The following is an 18,689-nucleotide window of genomic DNA, read 5'->3' on the forward strand; positions in this document are numbered from 1 at the left end:
ATGATCCACATCAATTTCTCACCTATACTGCTTTGTTAGTATTTCGTTGTTGATAAACTTCAGGAGACGTTAGTGTGAAAGCTGGCAATCCGTTCGATTTACTTTTACCGTCTGAAATGGCTAAAGTCGCTGAGGAAGCCGGTGTCTATAAAGCTCAAAAGCACCCCTTCACCACGTTTTTTTTGGCGATTACCGCAGGCGTTTTTATTTCCATAGCGTTTGTTTTTTATATCACGGCCACAACAGGGACTGAAACTATCCCTTATGGCGTAGCGAAGCTTATTGGCGGCATCTGCTTTTCGCTGGGGCTGATGCTGGTCGTGGTCTGCGGTGCCGACCTTTTCACCTCGACCGTGTTAACCATGGTGGCTAAAGCCAGCGGACGGATTACCTGGGGTCAGCTGGCGCGCAACTGGCTCAATGTCTATATAGGGAATTTCTTCGGCGCAATGTTTTTTGTCGGGCTGATCTGGTTTGCCGGCCAGTATATGGTGGCAAATGGTGCATGGGGGTTAAATGTTCTGCAAACGGCTGACCATAAGATGCACCATACTTTTATTGAAGCTGTCTGCCTCGGCACCCTCGCTAACCTGATGGTTTGCATGGCGGTCTGGATGAGCTATTCCGGCCGCAGCCTGACGGACAAAATGCTGTCGATGGTGCTGCCCGTAGCGATGTTTGTCGCCAGTGGTTTTGAGCACAGTATCGCCAACATGTTCCTTATCCCCATGGCGATCGTTATTAAAGATTTCGCCGCACCGGAGTTCTGGCAGGCCACGGGAACCACGGCAGCACACTTTTCCAGTCTGACAGTAGGCAACTTCATTGTTGACAATCTTATCCCCGTGACGCTTGGCAACATTATTGGCGGTGGATTGCTGGTCGGCCTGACCTACTGGGTTATCTATTTGCGGGACGGCGATCATCACTGATTGCCGACAACAGGATTAAGCCCTGCTGTGCTGCAGCAGGAACGAAAGAACTTCATTGAAAAGGTGATCACATGAGCGAGCAAAATGTAAACCAGGCTGCTGCCTGGGCAGGCTTTGCAGAGGGCGAATGGCAGAACAGCATCAACGTCCGTGACTTCATTCAGAAAAACTATACGCCTTATGAAGGTGATGAATCCTTCCTGAGCGGCGCAACTGAAGCGACCACTAAGCTGTGGGATAAGGTAATGGAGGGCATCAAGCTCGAAAACCGCACCCACGCGCCGGTCGATTTCGATACCGATTTAGCCTCTACTATTACCTCCCATGACGCTGGCTATATTGACCGCAAACTGGAAACCATTGTCGGCTTACAGACTGAAGCGCCGCTGAAACGCGCGCTGATCCCTTTTGGCGGCATTAAGATGGTGGAAGGCTCCTGTAAAGTTTACGGACGCGAGCTGGACGCCGGCCTGAAAAAAGTCTTTACCGAGTACCGCAAAACGCATAACCAGGGCGTATTCGATGTTTATACGCCGGATATTCTGCGCTGCCGTAAGTCCGGCGTGCTTACCGGTTTGCCAGATGCCTACGGCCGCGGCCGCATCATTGGCGACTACCGTCGCGTTGCGCTTTACGGCATTGATGCGCTGATGAAAGATAAATTCGCCCAGTTTGCCTCGCTGCAAAGCGATCTTGAAAATGGCGTCAATCTTGAAGCGACAATCCGTCTGCGTGAAGAGATCGCCGACCAGCATCGCGCGCTGCAGCAGATTAAAGAAATGGCTGCCAAATACGGCTGTGATATTTCCGGCCCGGCCACAACGGCGCAGGAAGCCGTGCAGTGGACCTACTTTGGCTACCTGGCCGCCGTTAAATCGCAAAATGGCGCGGCAATGTCTTTTGGTCGCGTATCCACCTTCCTGGATATCTACATTGAACGCGATCTGCAGGCGGGCAAAATCACCGAGCAGGATGCACAGGAACTGATTGACCACCTGGTGATGAAGCTGCGTATGGTGCGCTTCCTGCGTACGCCTGAATACGATGAGCTGTTCTCCGGCGACCCAATCTGGGCAACGGAATCGCTGGCCGGTATGGGCGTTGACGGCCGTACGCTGGTAACCAAAAACAGCTTCCGCTTCCTGAATACCCTGTACACTATGGGTCCTTCGCCAGAGCCAAACATGACCATCCTGTGGTCTGAAAAACTGCCGCTGAACTTCAAGAAATTTGCGGCCAAGGTTTCAATCGATACTTCATCCGTTCAGTACGAAAACGACGATCTGATGCGTCCTGACTTCAACAACGACGATTATGCTATCGCCTGTTGCGTCAGCCCGATGATCGTCGGCAAGCAGATGCAGTTCTTCGGTGCCCGCGCCAACCTCGCTAAAACCATGCTTTACGCTATCAACGGCGGCGTGGATGAAAAACTTAAAATGCAGGTAGGCCCAAAAGATCCGCCGATGATGGACGACGTGCTGGAATATGAAAAAGTGCTGGATCGCATGGATCACTTTATGGACTGGCTGGCGAAACAGTACGTTACCGCGCTGAACATCATTCACTATATGCATGACAAATATAGCTACGAAGCTTCTTTGATGGCGCTGCACGATCGCGATGTCTATCGCACCATGGCCTGCGGTATTGCCGGTCTGTCCGTCGCTGCCGATTCACTTTCCGCGATCAAATATGCCAAAGTTTCCCCTATTCGCGACGAAGATGGACTGGCCGTTGATTTCAAAATTGAAGGTGAATATCCGCAGTTCGGCAACAATGACTCACGCGTAGATGATATTGCCTGTGACCTTGTTGAACGCTTTATGAAGAAAATTCAGCAGCTGCAAACTTATCGTGATGCTGTCCCGACTCAGTCGGTGCTGACTATCACCTCTAACGTGGTATACGGTAAGAAAACCGGCAACACGCCAGACGGTCGCCGTGCCGGTGCACCTTTTGGCCCAGGCGCTAACCCAATGCACGGCCGCGATCAGAAAGGCGCTGTGGCTTCGCTTACCTCCGTTGCGAAGCTGCCATTTGCCTACGCTAAAGACGGCATCTCCTACACTTTCTCTATTGTGCCAAACGCGTTAGGTAAAGATGACGACGTACGTAAAGCCAACCTTGCCGGTCTGATGGATGGCTATTTCCATCATGAATCCAGCATTGAGGGCGGTCAGCACCTGAACGTTAACGTGATGAATCGCGAAATGCTGTTGGAAGCGATGGATAATCCTGAGAAATATCCTCAGCTGACCATTCGCGTTTCGGGTTATGCGGTGCGTTTTAACTCGCTGACCAAAGAGCAGCAGCAGGATGTGATTACCCGTACCTTTACGCAAACGATGTAAGCCTCAGGGCTCCGGTTCGCCGGAGCCCAGCCTGCTTTGCCAGCCCTCTTCTTCGCAGGCGGCTGGCAAAACAGACTTAACGCAGCTTCAGACTGCGCAGCCGCTACAAGCGGCATGACTATGGAGAATTCACCGCAATGTCAGTTAAAGGTCGTATCCACTCGTTCGAATCCTGCGGGACCGTTGATGGCCCCGGCATCCGCTTTATCACCTTTTTTCAGGGCTGCCTGATGCGCTGCCTCTACTGCCATAACCGGGATACCTGGGATACGCACGGCGGTAAAGAGGTTACGGTGGAAGAGCTGATGAAAGAAGTTGTCACCTATCGTCATTTTATGAACGCATCAGGCGGCGGCGTTACCGCTTCGGGCGGTGAAGCTATCCTGCAGGCTGAGTTTGTCCGCGACTGGTTTCGCGCCTGTCATGCAGAAGGCATTCATACCTGTCTGGATACCAACGGCTTTGTTCGCCGCTACGATCCGGTTATTGATGAACTGCTGGAAGTAACCGATCTGGTGATGCTGGATCTCAAGCAAATCAATGATGATGTTCACCAAATCCTCGTCGGCGTCTCTAACCATCGCACGCTGGATTTTGCCCGATATCTGGCCAAAAAGAATATTCGTACCTGGATACGCTATGTGGTTGTCCCCGGTTATTCCGATGATGATGACTCCGCACACAGGCTGGGCGAATTTACCCGCGACATGGGCAACGTCGAGAAAATAGAGCTGTTACCCTATCACGAGCTGGGTAAACACAAGTGGCTGGCAATGGGTGAGGAGTATAAGCTGGACGGCGTCCATCCTCCCAAAAAAGAGACGATGGAGCGGGTCAAACATATCCTCGAAGGATACGGGCATAAAGTGATGTATTAACGAGCGGTGACCCGCTCGTTATTTTACTTTTCAGCCATCAGGCATGTGCGATCGGCGTGGCATGACGATCGGCCTTGCGCAGCAGCATCATCAGATAAACCAACGCCACGCCCGCAATCATCACAAACAGTACACGGTCAGAATAGCTCTGCATCAACATTGAGGTCAGCGCCGGTCCTGCAAGGCTACCGGTGGTATAGCTCAGCAGCAGCGCCTGATTCATCGCCACCAGCTCATGATGCGCCACTTTTTCGCAGGCCCAGGACATCGCGACAGGGTAAAGCGTAAAGCCTGAACAACCCAGCACAAAGAGCGCGGGTGCCATAGCCGCATTGCTGAGCATCGCTACCGCGCCCAGGATGACGCCAAACACCAGCACGCGCAGCACCAGCAGCCGCCCATAGCGATCGGCCAGGCGCCCTACCGGCCACTGTCCGATAATGCCGGCGCTGACCAACAGCGCCATCCAGTAGCCGACGGCGGAGTCGTTCATTCCCTGATGGGAAAGATACAGCGGCATCAGGCCGTACAGCGATCCCAGCAGGATCCCGGAAATAATGCAGCCGTTGATGCCCAGCCGTGCGCTGCGTCGACGCAGCATAGACCACATGCGCCCGGCAGGAGCTTCTTCTCCCTCGCCGCTGGCGGTAATCCGGGTAAAAACCAGCGGCAGAATAGCCGCTACGATAAAACCGGTTACCCAGGGCAGAGTATGCAGCAGTTCCGTTGACACCTTGCTGACCAGCAGCTGACCAATCACCGTCGCCACATAATAAACAATCATATAGGCCGCCAGCAGCTGACCACGATTACGCAAGGTGCCGCTGCACAATAAGGCGCTTTCAACCACTACCCATATCAGAGCGCAGCCGATACCCGCGACGAAACGCCAGACGGACCATGCCCAGAAACCGTGTTCGAAGCCCAGCGCGGCCGTAGCCAGGGCAAACAGCGCGGTAGCAATGTAGTAAGCGCGATTAAAGCCCAGCCGCTTGATTAGCCAGCCAGCTATCAGGGTGCCGATCAGGTTTCCCGTAAAATAAGCGGAGCTGACCGTGCCGACCTGCCAGGTAGGCAGAGCCTCATGAGTAAGCCAGAGCGGCACCAGCGTGTTGAGCACGGCGATGGCGATAGTCAGCAGCAGCAGGCCGCAAAGCAGCACAATAACGGGACGGGACCAGGTAGACATAGTCAGAAATGACCAAAATAAAGGAAGATTTTGCGCGCATAATGCCACTGGCCGAATTATTGTCAACGGGGCGTTTTGGGGCACCGCACAATTTGCCGTGCGGTGATTTAATTTTTTTATCCGCAGCTCTGTAAGCACTGATTAAAAGGCAACCCATACCTGTTTAACCCTTTGATAATGAATATCTAATAACGAAAACGGGTTTCTTTATCGATGATATTTATTGCTTGATAGCCTGCATGGTTAAGGGCTGCTAAAACCGCAGGCAAAAAAAAACCTGTGGGTATGAACCACAGGTTTTTTAGCTGTCCCGAAGATTAGCCGATAAACTCAAGGCCTTTCATATAAGGACGCAGCGCTTCCGGCACCTGAATTCGGCCGTCTGCCTGCTGATAGTTTTCCAGAACGGCAACCAGGGTGCGGCCTACCGCCAGGCCAGAGCCATTGAGCGTGTGCACCAGACGCGGTTTTTTCTCTGTTTTGCTACGACAGCGCGCCTGCATACGACGAGCCTGGAAATCGCCCATATTGGAACAGGAAGAGATTTCACGGTAGGTATCCTGCGCGGGCAGCCAAACCTCCAGATCGTAAGTTTTGCATGAACCGAAGCCCATATCGCCGGTGCACAACAGCACCTTGCGGTAAGGCAGCTCCAACAGCTGCAGCACCTTCTCCGCATGGCCTACCAGCTCTTCAAGCGCCTGCATGGAGTCTTCCGGCCGCGTGATCTGTACCATTTCAACCTTGTCGAACTGGTGCATGCGGATCAGCCCTCGCGTATCACGACCGTAGGCGCCAGCTTCAGAGCGGAAGCAAGGCGTATGCGCGGTCAGTTTCAACGGCAGCGACTCTTCTTCCAGAATTTCATCACGAACCAGGTTGGTCAGCGGCACTTCTGCGGTAGGGATCAGCGCATAATCGCTGGCCGAGGCTTCCTCATCCAGCGGACGAGTATGGAAAAGATCTTCGCCGAACTTCGGCAGCTGGCCCGTTCCGTAAAGCGTGGCGTGGTTAACCAGATAAGGGACGTAAGTTTCCAGATAGCCATGCTGTTCGGTATGCAGATCGAGCATGAACTGGCTAAGCGCACGATGCATCAGCGCAATTTGCCCTTTCATCACCACAAAGCGCGAACCGGTCAGTTTGGCAGCGGCGGCAAAATCCAGACCGGCGGCCATTTCGCCCAGCTCGACGTGGTCACGCACGGCAAAATCATATTTGCGCGGCTCGCCCCAGCGGCTGACTTCCTGATTCTCGCTGTCGTCTTTGCCCAGCGGCACTTCGTCAACGGGAATATTGGGGATCGCTAAAGCGACATCACGAATTTCGTTCTGTAACGCATCCAGTTCCGCTTTGGCCGCATCCAGGCGTTCGCCCAGCGCGTTCACTTCCTGACGTAACGGCTCGATATCTTCCCCACGCGCTTTGGCCTGCCCGATAGATTTGGATCGGGAGTTACGTTCAGCCTGCAGCGTTTCGGTTTCGACCTGCAGAACTTTGCGGCGCTCTTCCTGCGAGCGCAGCGTTTCAACGTCCAGCTTATAGCCCCGGCGTGCCAGTTTTTCAGCGACTGCGTCTGGCTCATTACGCAGCAGATTGGGATCGAGCATGCTTGTCCTGTGATCAGTAAAAAAAGTGGGCGCATTCGCCAGGCGAATGCATTGAATTCCTTGCTAACCTTACCGCAACGCCCGGATCAACGATAGCGTTTTGTCGGGCTATTTTGATCCTGTTCAGCAAGCCAGGCCAGCTTTTCGCCAATCTTTCCTTCCAGCCCGCGCGAGGTCGGCTGATAATAGCGCGTCTGCGCCATTTCCCCCGGGAAATAGTTCTCCCCCGCGGCGTAGGCGCCGGGTTCGTCATGCGCATAACGGTATTCGGCGCCCAACCCCATCTCTTTCATCAGCTTTGTAGGCGCATTACGCAGATGTTCAGGCACATCGTAATCCGGCCGATCGCGCGCGTCGCGCATCGCTGCCTTAAAGGCGGTATAAACGGCATTGCTTTTCGGCGCGCAGGCAAGATAAACAATCGCCTGAGCAATAGCCCTTTCGCCTTCGGCCGGCCCTACACGCGTAAAGCAGTCCCAGGCAGAAATAGCCACCTGCATGCCACGCGGATCGGCGTTGCCCACGTCTTCGGAGGCGATAGCCAGCAGGCGACGGGCCACGTAAAGCGGATCGCCGCCTGCCGTAATAATTCGGGCATACCAGTAAAGCGCAGCATCGGGCGCAGAGCCGCGCACCGATTTGTGCAGGGCGGAGATCAGATCGTAAAAGCGATCGCCTTTATTATCGAACCTGGCACTGCGTTCACCGGAAACTTCGTTAAGCAGCTGCGGCGTTAGCAGACGCTCGCCTTTGTCGCTGACCTCGGCCATATCGGCCATCATTTCCAGGGTATTTAACGAGCGGCGAGCGTCGCCGTTGACCAGCTCCGCAATCATTCTGCGCGTAGCATCAGGCAGCACGATGTTTTGCTTGCCGTAGCCCCGCTCGCTGTCTTGCATCGCCTGATCCAGCACGCTTTCTATATCTTCAACGGTCAGAGACTTCAACAGGTAGACGCGCGCCCTGGAAAGCAGAGCGGAATTGAGCTCGAAAGAAGGGTTTTCCGTCGTAGCGCCAATAAAGGTAATAGTGCCGTCTTCAATATGCGGGAGAAAGGCGTCCTGCTGGCTTTTATTAAAGCGATGCACTTCATCGACAAACAGGATAGTGCGACGTCCGGCATTGCGGTTCTGCCGCGCACGCTCAATAGCCTCACGGATCTCTTTTACGCCTGAAGTGACGGCAGAAATGCGTTCGACATCCGCCTGACCGTAGCGACCAATGATTTCTGCCAGCGTGGTTTTGCCGGTACCTGGCGGCCCCCAAAGGATCATTGAGTGCAGGTGCCCTGCCTCAATGGCCCGCGGCAGCGGCTTCCCCGTCGCCAGCAGATGCTGCTGACCGATATATTCCGCCAGCGTGCGTGGCCGCATACGCGCGGCCAGAGGCTGAAACTCGTTATGAGAAAAATCCAGAGAGAGTGTGCTCACGCTGACCTCACTGACGTTGATCGTCCACCGTCACGCCCTTGGGCGGCGTAAAACGGAATTTGTCGGGGCTGACCGCAGTGTTCTGCTGGCTTTTCAGCGTATAGCTGCTGCGCTGCCCGTCCTGTTCAACGGCGCTGAACTGATTGATGGTGCCGCTGGCGGAGACGTTAATCGTAAACTGCTTCAGGTTGCCATCGGCTGATTTTGGCGTCAGCTCGAAGTTATCGCCAAGCTGTTTGATGTTGTACTGCTTCCAGTCGCTGCGCTGGTTGCGGGCAATCAGCATAAACGGCGTATTGCTGGTGGCGTCTTTCAGCCATGTCGCGCTGACCTGCTCGACAAAGGGATTATAGAACCACAGCGTTTTGCCATCCGAGATCAGGATGCTTTCGTCCGGCGCGGTCATATGCCAGTTGAAAAGATCGGGACGTTTAACCCACAGCTCGCCTTCGCCATCCTGCACGGACTGGCCGCTGCCGTCGGTGACTTTTTGCTGGAAGCTGGCGTGAAAACTGGTGACTTTATCCAGACGCTGCTGCAGGTCGGAAGAAGCGTCCGCCAAAGCGCTGGCAGAGGCAAAAGTAGCAAGCAGACAGCATGTGATAGTGAGTTTTTTCATTTACGACATCCTTATTGAAACTTTTGTATCCCGATTAGCGGGCAGGCTTAACTGTAGCCAGGCAGCAAAGAAAGCAACAGGGGAATAAGCTGATTGCGATAGATCGGAGATGGGGACAAAGCGCTGAAATTCAACGGGTCGGCATAACCGACCCGCTGCTTTTGACAAAATATTACATCTCGTGCGGCGGTGGCGAAAGCACCTCGCGGTTGCCGTTATGACCAGGCGGCGACACGATACTTTGCGCCTCCATCTGTTCAATGATACGGGCTGCACGGTTGTAACCGATGCGGAACTGCCGCTGCACGCCGGAAATAGACGCACGACGCTTTTCTACCACGAAGGCGACCGCCTGGTCGAACAGCGGGTCGAGCTCTTCATCGCCATCCAGCCCCAGCGACGCGCTTTCGCTCTCTTCGCCAGCGGTAATGCTTTCGATATATTGCGGACGACCACGCGCCTTCCAGTCTTGTACCACGGCGTGAACTTCTTCATCCCGCACAAAGGCGCCATGTACGCGCACCGGCATTGAAGAGTTCGGCGGCATATAAAGCATATCGCCCATGCCCAACAGCGATTCCGCGCCACCCTGATCAAGAATGGTGCGCGAGTCGATCTTGCTGGAAACCGTAAACGCAATGCGGGTTGGGATGTTAGCCTTAATCAGGCCGGTGATCACATCCACCGACGGACGCTGCGTCGCCAGCACCAGGTGAATACCGGCGGCACGCGCTTTCTGCGCCAGACGCGCAATCAGCTCCTCCACCTTTTTACCCACGGCCATCATCAGATCGGCGAACTCATCCACCAGCACTACGATGTAAGGTAGTTTTTCGAGCATCGGCGGCGATGTTTCCATACTGTCGCCCGGCTTCCAGAACGGATCGGGAATAGGCCGCCCCATCTCTTCCGCCAGCTTAACTTTTTCGTTATAACCCGCCAGGTTACGCACGCCCAGCGCCGACATCAGCTTATAGCGACGCTCCATTTCGCCGACGCTCCAGCGCAGCGCGTTGGCGGCATCTTTCATATCCGTGACCACTTCGGTCAACAGATGCGGGATGCCTTCATAGACCGACAGCTCAAGCATTTTCGGGTCGATCATAATAAAGCGCACTTCTTCCGGCGTGGCTTTATAAAGCATGCTAATAATCATGGCGTTAACGCCAACGGACTTACCGGAACCAGTTGTACCGGCGACCAGCAGGTGCGGCATTTTCGCCAGATCGGCCACCACCGGCTGGCCTGCGATATCTTTTCCTAACACCACCGATAGCGGCGACGGATTGTCGCGGAACTTATCGCATTCAAGCACTTCACGCATATAAACGGTCTGGCGATGCTTGTTTGGCAGCTCCAGTCCAACGTAAGGCTTGCCGGGGATCACCTCCACCACACGAACCGCTACGGCAGAAAGCGAGCGGGCCAGGTCGCGCGACAGATTGGAAATACGCGCGGCCTTCACGCCAGGCGCAAGATCCAGTTCAAAGCGGGTAATAACCGGCCCTGGAGAGATACCAACCACCTCGGCTTTAACCCGATAGTCGGCCAGGCGGGCTTCCACCAGGCGGGCAGTCTGCTCAAGAGCAAACATATCGACGGGTTCGGCTTCCGCTGGCGGTGCCGTCAGTAGATCCAGGGTAGGCAGCGGCGTGGTTGGTTTCTCAAGCGGCTGCTCATGACGCACCAGGAATGGATGGAACAGGCTATCCTGTGGTTTGACTTCCGGCTGGATTTGTTCAGCCTGGCGTACAGGTTCCTGAGCCGCTGGCTGCCATGCTGGCGCGGCCGGTTGTGCAGGCTCCTGAGCCGCTGGCTGCCACGCTGGCGCAGCCGGTTGTGCAGGTTCCTGCGCGGCTGGCTGCCATGCTGGCGCGGCAGGTTGTACAGGCTCCTGAGCCGCTGGCTGCCACGCTGGCGCAGCCGGTTGTGCAGGCTCCTGAGCGGCTGGCTGCCACGCTGGCGCGACAGGTTGTACGGGCTCCTGAGCGGCTGACTGCCACGTTGGTGCGGCCGGTTGTGCAGGCTCCTGCGCCGCTGGCTGCCATGCTGGCGCCGCCGGTTGTGCAGGCTCCTGAGCGGCTGGCTGCCATGCTGGCGCAGCCGGTTGTGCAGGCTCCTGGGCGGCTGACTGCCACGTTGGCGCAACAGGTTGTACGGGCTCCTGAGCGGCTGACTGCCACGTTGGCGCGGCCTGTTTTACAGGTTCCTGAGGCTGGCTGTGCTGCTGCCACTGCGCAGCAGGCCTGCTCTGTTGATTTTCAGGCGGCAGCGTAAACAGCGGTTCGCCTGCGCCGTCATCAACCAAATCTTCTTTAGGCGAGAAATCAAATGCGCCATCGGTATCCAGCGTGAAGGCAGGTGCGCTTTGCTGCGGCTGTCCATAACGCTGGCTTTGCTGTCCGGCAAACTGACGGGCGAGCTCGGCCTGATGACGCGCTTCCTCTTCATCTTCCTCAGCGCTTTCTGCTACAGGCGCGCTGTTTGCTGCGCTATCAGGCTCAGCGTAACGCGCCTGCTGCTGAGCGGCAAAAGCGTCGCGCAGATGGCTTTCATCCTGGCCCGGCTCTTCCGCCCCTGTTGGCGCAGAAGCCTGAAGACGCTGCTCCTCTTCTTTCGCTTTTTCTTCCGCTATACGCTGCGAAGGCAGCTTAATACCATAGGAAGCCAGCTCGCGACGCGTCGGCAGCTTAACCGGATTCGGCCGCGGCAAAGCGGGGCCAATACCCTGCTTAACCTGCGGATTAGCCGGAGCCGCCTCGCTGGTGGCGCTGAAGCCTGGCATAAACGCCGTGGAGGCGGCGGCAGATTGCGCCGCGCTGGCCAGATCCTGTGCGACCTGCTGCGGCTGAGCCGGCTGCGTCGTAGAGAAATCGAAAGGTGAGGCATCCGCTTCCCGCCAGTTGCCCATGCGGGGAGCATCATCTTCATCAGCAACAGGAACCGATGGCGCAGGCGTTTCCGCCGGCATCTCGAAGCGATAAAGTTCAGGCTCTGCCGCTGCTGGCGGCGTGGAAACCTGTGCAGCAGGCTCGGCCTGTTGCTGAGCGCTCCCGGGCGCTGCTGTAACTGCGGAAGTCACCGGCGTTGCCGTAGCTGCGGACGCTACCGGAGCCACAGGTGCTGCCGTGGAAACCGTCTGTGCAGCGGCAGGGGCCGCCGTCGGGGCTGCCGCAGGCTTGCTCAGCAGCGGATCGTTGTCGTCCTCTTCGGCCGTTGCCGGCACTGCCAGCAGGATATCGTCTTCATCATCGTAGCGGGCACGCTGCTTCGAAACCGGTTTTTCATCCGGCTCATCGTCATAATCGTCATATCTGTATTCGTCACTGCGCGAACGCCCGCTGGCGAAAGTCAGCACGCCCATGACAGCCGCGCCAATTTTTTCAGCGATGGTCAGCCAGGACCAGCCGGTATAAAGCGTCAGACCGGCCGCCCACACGCACAGCAGCGTCAGGGTGCCGCCTGCGGCGTTAAACCATGGCGCCATCGCATTGCTGAGCAGGCTGCCAATTACGCCGCCGGAAGCAAAATACCAGATATCGTCAGCGTTTAGCGCCGCCAGGCCGCATGATGTGACCACGAGCGCCAGTACGCCGATCAGGCGCAGCGCCACCGCAAAGTAATCAATGTAATCCTGCGAATGCCGCTGGCGGAAAGTGATCCAGCATAGTCCCAGGATAACCGCAGGAATGGCGTAGGCCATCACGCCAAAAATGAAGAACAGCGTATCTGCCAGCCATGCGCCAATGCCGCCGCCCAAATTATGGATGGGTTCATGCCAGGCAGTTTGCGACCAGCTGGGATCGGAGGGGTTAAAGCTCAACAGCGCCACCATCAAATAGACGGCAAAAAGCGCCACAACAATCAGTAACGCTTCAAGCAGGCGACGACCGCTGCTCAGCGACTGTAGGGAAACATCTTTATCTTCTGTATATTCCTGGCTCAAGAGTACTCTCCAGGTGCCTGTAAACAATGGAGGCAACAGCGTCGGGCAGGCCCGACGCTGAAACTGTATGAATTCACAGGAGTGTACCGAAACCTATCAGGTTTTGCACCTGCCCTGTGTTACCGCGTCTTAATGACTAAGCGGTTACTTTGTTTCACTTCTTCCATGACCACATAGGTCCGCGTATCGTTTACGCCGGGCAGGCGCAGCAGGGTTTCACCCAGCAATTTACGGTAGGCGGACATATCCGGCACGCGCGTTTTCAACAGGTAGTCGAAATCGCCTGAAACGAGGTGACACTCTTGAGTTTCCTCAAGTTTTTGCACTGCGGCGTTAAATTGTTCAAACACGTCGGGCGCGCCACGATTCAGAGTAATCTCAACAAATACCAGCAGCGAGGCATCCAGATAGTGCGGATTCAGCTGGGCGGTATAGCCAAGGATAAACCCCTGTCTTTCAAGACGACGAACGCGCTCAAGGCATGGTGTAGGTGATAAACCTACGCGTTTGGAAAGCTCGACGTTGGAGATACGTCCATCCTTTTGCAGTTCGTTAAGGATATTACGATCGATTCTGTCGAGATCTTTTCCAGGCCGTTTTTTATTGTCTACCATTATTATTGTCTCTCTTAATGCCTTCCCTTTGCCTGCCACACCCTGAACGAAATCATTATCGCAGGGTTGTTCTAAGTGAAGTCTGGAGCCTGTTGCGGTGTTATCACGCCCATCCGTATGACGCATGTTGTCTGTCCACACCATGCGTCATGACCAATGACAGACTGAGTTTATTGAGCCGGATGTCCCAAAACAGGAAAAATCTGTCTTGTAAGCTCAAATGTCCTCTGCTTCCCCCACTGTTTTCGCAAAAGCACAGCCGATTGTCAAAGTAAAACAACCAAAATCAGTACAACATGCCAGATGTTGCGCTGCATGACTGTTTTATAATGAAAAAATTTACTCATTGCACCATTTTACAGCGCGTTTCGCCCTGCTTTGGCGCAGTGGTGCCGCTGCTCCCTAAGGGAAATCGGTTAAACCTTTTGCAACCATCGCTAACAAAATCGCAGAACGCTTTTGTTGCCGACCTAAATTCCCTACAATCGCAACATAGTTGGCAGCTAAATAATGAGGGTCTCATGAGCACGGCCAGACACAGTAAATTACTTATCTTAGGTTCCGGCCCCGCTGGATACACGGCGGCTGTTTACGCAGCGCGCGCTAATCTCAACCCCGTGCTGATCACCGGGCTTGAAAAAGGCGGCCAGCTGACCACCACCACGGATGTGGAAAACTGGCCCGGCGACCCGCACGATCTGACCGGTCCGGGTCTGATGGAACGCATGCATGAACATGCGGTAAAATTTAATACTGAAATTATCTTCGATCATATTCACAGCGTTGATTTACAGCATCGCCCTTTCCGTTTGATCGGCGACAGCGGTGAATACACGGCAGATGCGTTGATTATTGCTACCGGCGCCTCCGCTCGCTACCTTGGCCTGCCTTCTGAAGAAGCGTTTAAAGGCCGCGGCGTTTCAGCCTGCGCAACCTGTGACGGCTTTTTCTACCGTAATCAGAAGGTAGCCGTGATCGGCGGCGGCAATACGGCCGTAGAAGAAGCGCTGTATCTGGCGAATATTGCGTCGGAAGTGCATCTGATCCACCGTCGCGACAGCTTCCGCGCGGAGAAAATCCTTATCGATCGCCTGATGGAAAAAGTGCGTAACGGCAATATCGTGCTGCATACCAACCAGACGCTGGACGAGGTCATGGGCGATCAGATGGGCGTCAGCTCGCTGCGCCTGCGCTCCACGCTGGACGAGTCGCAGCAGGATCTGAGCGTTGCCGGTCTGTTTGTTGCTATCGGCCACAGCCCGAATACGGCGATCTTTAAAGATCAGCTGGATCTGGAAAACGGCTACATCAAAGTGCAGTCAGGCCTGCACGGTAATGCAACGCAAACCAGCATTCCGGGCGTGTTCGCCGCAGGTGACGTTATGGATCATACCTATCGTCAGGCGATTACCTCTGCCGGCACCGGCTGTATGGCCGCGCTGGATGCGGAACGCTATCTGGATGGTTTAGTTAAAGAATCTCAGTAATCGTTACTGCTTTGATGCGATCTCGGTAAAGGCGACCTGTTAAGGTCGCCTTTTTATTTTCTGCGCTGTACCATTGCTCGCGATTACCCTTACTAAGGGCATGGCATTGCAATTTTACCTGCCCCAACGCGCGGCATATTGGTACAGCATGGATAAATTCCGACAGCAACAGCTCCTTCCCTGGCTAAAAAAACAGCGTATCTACGGCAATTTCTGGTTCAGACTATCGCTGCTAATCGGCATGATCGGCGCGCTGCTTATTGTTTACCAGGCCTGGCTATTGGCTACCCTGCTGCAAGGGCTGATCGTTGATCATCTTTCTCGCGATGCGCTTCTTCCGCAATTTATTCTGCTGCTTTCCTGTTTTGTGCTGCGCGGCGTATTTCTGTGGCTGCGTGAGCTGGCCGGGTTCGCTTCGGGCCGGGCCATCCGGGAGAAACTGCGCCGCGATATTCTGGACAAGCTGACTAAGGCTGGCCCCGCCGTTATCCAGGGTCAGGCTGTCGGAAGCTGGACCACGCTTTTGCTGGAGCAAATTGATAACCTTCAGGATTACTACGCGCGTTATTTGCCGCAAACGCTGCTGGCCGCGCTCATCCCCTGCCTGATCCTTGCTGTTCTGTTTCCCGTAAACTGGGTGGCAGCGCTGATCCTGCTGCTGACGGCTCCGCTTATTCCGCTGTTTATGGCGCTGGCCGGTATGGGCGCGGCCGACGCTAACCGGCGTAATTTTCAGGCCCTTGCACGGCTCGGCGGCTATTTTCTCGACCGCCTTCAGGGCATGGAAACGCTGCGGCTGTTTAATCAGGCCGACGCGGAAACCGATCGTATTCGCACCGCTTCGGCCAGCTTTCGTCAACGAACCATGGAAGTACTGCGGCTGGCCTTTCTCTCCTCGGCCGTACTGGAGTTTTTTGCTGCCGTTTCTGTAGCAGTGGTGGCGGTCTATTTTGGTTTTTCCTACCTCGGCGAGCTGAACTTCGGCCATTACGGCACCGGCATCACGCTTTTTGCCGGCTTTCTGTCGCTTATCCTTGCGCCGGAATTTTTTCAACCGCTCAGAGAGCTGGGCACGTTTTATCATGCCAAAGCGCAGGCTACAGGCGCCGCTGACGCGCTGGAAAAATTCCTGACAGCGGAACGGCTTCAGGCATCATCCGGCACGCTGACGCCCAACGTTGAGCAAGGTATGACGCTTACCGCCGCTGATTTGCGGATTATGACGCACGGGGGGATAGAGCTTGTCGGGCCGCTCAATTTTACCCTTAGCGCAGGGAAAAGAGTGGCGCTGATTGGGCGAAGCGGCGCGGGCAAAACCTCTTTGCTGAACGTCCTGGCCGGGTATTTGCCCTATCAGGGATCGTTGAAAATAAACGATACGGAGCTGCGTGATATCCTGCCGTCCTGGTGGCAACAGCAGCTTGCCTGGGTGGGACAGAACCCACATTTACCTGCGCAGACCGTACGCGAAAATATTGTTGCGCATGGCGAGGGCGATCCGCTCAGGTTACAGCAGGTTTGCGAGCTGGCTGGCGTGGACGAGTTTCTGGCGCGCCTGCCTGAAGGCCTGGAAAGCGCGGTCGGCGAACAGGCGGCGGCCCTCTCCGTAGGGCAGGCGCAGCGCATCGCTGTGGCGAGAGCGCTTTACAAGCCTTGTCGACTGCTGCTGCTGGACGAGCCTGATGCCAGCCTTGACGGCCCGGCTGGCGAGCACGTAAACCGGGCGCTGCTGGCCGCCTCTTTCAATCAGACCACGTTGTTTATTACCCATCGGCTCGATCGCTTAGCGGAGTGGGATGAAGTCTGGCTGCTCCAGGCGGGAGAAATCGTCCAGCAGGGCAGTAAAGCGCAGCTGCTGCAACGGCCCGGCCCCTTTAAAGCGCTGGTTGAGGAGGCGCAGGCATGAAGCTAATCCGACCCTGGCTTGCGCTTTTGCGCCCGCACGCTCCGCGCCTGATGCTGGGCATTTTGCTGGCGGTCGTGACGCTGCTGGCGAGCATCGCGTTGCTGACGCTTTCCGGTTGGTTTCTTGCGGCCTGCTCGCTGGCGGGCGCCGCCGGGCTTTACAGTTTTAACTATATGCTTCCTGCGGCTGGCGTAAGAGGTGCCGCAATTTTACGCACCGTCGCTCGCTATGCGGAAAGGCTGGTCAGCCATGACGGTACTTTTCGTATTCTGGAAGATTTACGCGTGTTCACTTTTAATAAATTGATCCCGCTTTCGCCCGGCGCGCTGGCTCGTTTCCAGCGGGGTGACCTTCTGAATCGGCTGGTAGCCGATGTGGATACGCTCGATCACCTTTATCTGCGCCTGCTCTCTCCCCTACTCGGCGCGCTTGTCGCGATTGTGACGGTAACGCTTCTGCTCGGCTCGCTGAACTGGCCGCTGGCGCTGATGTTGGGCGGTATCATGCTGGCGACGCTGCTGCTGCTGCCGCCAATCTTTTACTGCCTGGGACGGAAAGAAGGCGAAGCGCTGGCGCACCTGCGCGCCCTGTATCGTAGCCAGCTGACAGGATGGCTGCAAAGCCAGGCGGAGATGCGAATTTATGGCGGCGTGCAGCGCTTTCGCGCCCGGCTTGATAACACGGAAGCGCGTTGGCTGGGCGCTCAGCGCTTCCGCGCCCGTCTTACCGGCTTATCGCAGGGATTGCTGACGATTATTACCGGCGCGACGGCCGTTTTGCTGCTCTGGTCAGCCTCAGCGCTGTTTCATGACGCCACGCTCGCTCTGTTCCTGTTTTGCGCGCTGGCGGCCTTCGAAGCCCTGGCTCCGGTTGGCGGCGCCTTTCTGCATCTGGGGGAAGTCTTCGCCTCTGCCCGTCGCGTTAATGAAGTGATTCTGCAAAATCCGGCCGTGAACTTTCCGGCTGAGCAGGGCAAAAGCCCTGCCGGTATCCGACTAAAGCTGCATGATGTCAGCTTCAGCTATAACGAAGGTTTTCCCGTGCTGCGCTCGATCTCCCTGGACATTGCGCAAGGTGAACACGTTGCGCTGCTGGGCAGCAGCGGCTGCGGTAAATCCACGCTGCTTCAGCTGCTCACCCGCGCATGGGATCCGACAAACGGCGAAATCCGGTTAAACGATCGTCCGCTGGCCGCGTGGGATGAAGCCACATTACGCAGGGCTACCGGCGTTGTGACGCAGCGCGTGTATCTGTTTAACGCCACGTTACGCGATAATTTATTGCTGGCCGCGCCGCATCGCCATGACGACGAGCTGCTCGCCATGCTGCGAAAAGTCGGGCTGACAACGCTGATTAACGCTGAAGGCCTCGATGCCTGGCTGGGCGAAGGCGGCCGTCAGCTGTCGGGTGGCGAGCGGCGTCGGCTGGGGCTGGCCCGCGCGCTGTTGCACGACGGCCCTTTATTGCTGCTCGACGAGCCGACGGAAGGGCTGGACACCCACACCGAACGGCAGATCCTTACCCTGCTGCGGGAAGCCGCCCGCGGCAAAACGATGATCGTGGTCACGCATCGTCCGCAGGGGCTACGCCATTTCGACAAAATTTGCCTTATGGAAAGCGGCACCGTGGTCGAACAGGGAACGCACGTCGAATTAATCTCAAAACGCAGCCGTTACAGCGCTTTCCTGCAGCGGATTACGGTATAGTCATAGCCTTCTCGCATT

12 protein-coding genes are annotated in these 18,689 nt (G+C 55.9%); 6 read left to right on the top strand and 6 right to left on the bottom strand.

What is annotated here, in order from left to right:
• Positions 1-74: 74 nt before the first annotated feature.
• The 3 genes from focA to pflA all read left to right on the top strand — a co-directional run bounded on the left by focA (position 75) and on the right by pflA (position 4,164).
• Entirely contained in the window at positions 75-932 is an 858-nt protein-coding gene (gene focA / locus QCD69_RS04955) for a formate transporter FocA (protein ID WP_253454714.1), read from the top strand.
• 71 nt (positions 933-1,003) lie between these two features.
• Complete coding sequence (gene pflB / locus QCD69_RS04960; RefSeq protein WP_301251220.1) at positions 1,004-3,286, top strand: formate C-acetyltransferase; 2,283 nt, start codon at positions 1,004-1,006, stop codon at positions 3,284-3,286.
• Between the two features lie 137 nt (positions 3,287-3,423).
• Positions 3,424-4,164 carry a pyruvate formate lyase 1-activating protein gene (gene pflA, locus QCD69_RS04965; RefSeq protein WP_253454716.1) on the top strand — a complete coding sequence of 247 codons (741 nt, stop codon included), beginning with the start codon at positions 3,424-3,426 and terminating at the stop codon, positions 4,162-4,164.
• 37 nt (positions 4,165-4,201) lie between these two features.
• Here the strand turns inward: pflA and QCD69_RS04970 are convergent, their stop codons facing one another.
• The 6 genes from QCD69_RS04970 to lrp all read right to left on the bottom strand — a co-directional run bounded on the left by QCD69_RS04970 (position 4,202) and on the right by lrp (position 13,572).
• On the bottom strand, positions 4,202-5,353 hold the full coding sequence (locus QCD69_RS04970; RefSeq protein WP_253454718.1) for an MFS transporter: 1,152 nt from the start codon (positions 5,351-5,353) through the stop codon (positions 4,202-4,204).
• Positions 5,354-5,670: 317 nt separating this feature from the next.
• Entirely contained in the window at positions 5,671-6,963 is a 1,293-nt protein-coding gene (serS, locus tag QCD69_RS04975; protein ID WP_125288732.1) for a serine--tRNA ligase, read from the bottom strand.
• 86 nt (positions 6,964-7,049) lie between these two features.
• Positions 7,050-8,393: a replication-associated recombination protein A gene (locus QCD69_RS04980; RefSeq protein WP_301251221.1), complete on the bottom strand. Its 1,344-nt coding sequence runs from the start codon at positions 8,391-8,393 to the stop codon at positions 7,050-7,052.
• A 7-nt stretch (positions 8,394-8,400) separates the two neighbouring features.
• Positions 8,401-9,012: an outer membrane lipoprotein chaperone LolA gene (gene lolA / locus QCD69_RS04985; RefSeq protein WP_301251222.1), complete on the bottom strand. Its 612-nt coding sequence runs from the start codon at positions 9,010-9,012 to the stop codon at positions 8,401-8,403.
• 172 nt (positions 9,013-9,184) lie between these two features.
• Positions 9,185-12,958 (bottom strand): DNA translocase FtsK 4TM domain-containing protein, encoded by a 3,774-nt coding sequence (locus tag QCD69_RS04990; RefSeq protein ID WP_301251223.1) that lies wholly within the window; start codon positions 12,956-12,958, stop codon positions 9,185-9,187.
• A 119-nt stretch (positions 12,959-13,077) separates the two neighbouring features.
• Complete coding sequence (lrp, locus tag QCD69_RS04995) at positions 13,078-13,572, bottom strand: leucine-responsive transcriptional regulator Lrp (RefSeq protein ID WP_006118610.1); 495 nt, start codon at positions 13,570-13,572, stop codon at positions 13,078-13,080.
• A gap of 521 nt (positions 13,573-14,093) precedes the next feature.
• On the opposite strand from lrp, the gene trxB reads away from it, so the two are divergent.
• The 3 genes from trxB (at position 14,094) to cydC (ending at position 18,671) form a co-directional block, all read left to right on the top strand.
• Positions 14,094-15,059 carry a thioredoxin-disulfide reductase gene (gene trxB, locus QCD69_RS05000; protein WP_301251224.1) on the top strand — a complete coding sequence of 322 codons (966 nt, stop codon included), beginning with the start codon at positions 14,094-14,096 and terminating at the stop codon, positions 15,057-15,059.
• A gap of 148 nt (positions 15,060-15,207) precedes the next feature.
• Positions 15,208-16,965 carry a heme ABC transporter permease/ATP-binding protein CydD gene (gene cydD, locus QCD69_RS05005; RefSeq protein ID WP_301251226.1) on the top strand — a complete coding sequence of 586 codons (1,758 nt, stop codon included), beginning with the start codon at positions 15,208-15,210 and terminating at the stop codon, positions 16,963-16,965.
• Positions 16,962-18,671, top strand: coding sequence for a heme ABC transporter ATP-binding protein/permease CydC (gene cydC, locus QCD69_RS05010; RefSeq protein ID WP_301251228.1), 1,710 nt, complete (start codon positions 16,962-16,964; stop codon positions 18,669-18,671). Before cydD ends, cydC begins: the two co-directional genes overlap by 4 nt.
• Positions 18,672-18,689: the final 18 nt, after the last annotated feature.

Origin of the sequence: Erwinia sp. PsM31 (genome assembly GCF_030433775.1) — a bacterium.
GTDB lineage: Bacteria > Pseudomonadota > Gammaproteobacteria > Enterobacterales > Enterobacteriaceae > Erwinia > Erwinia aeris.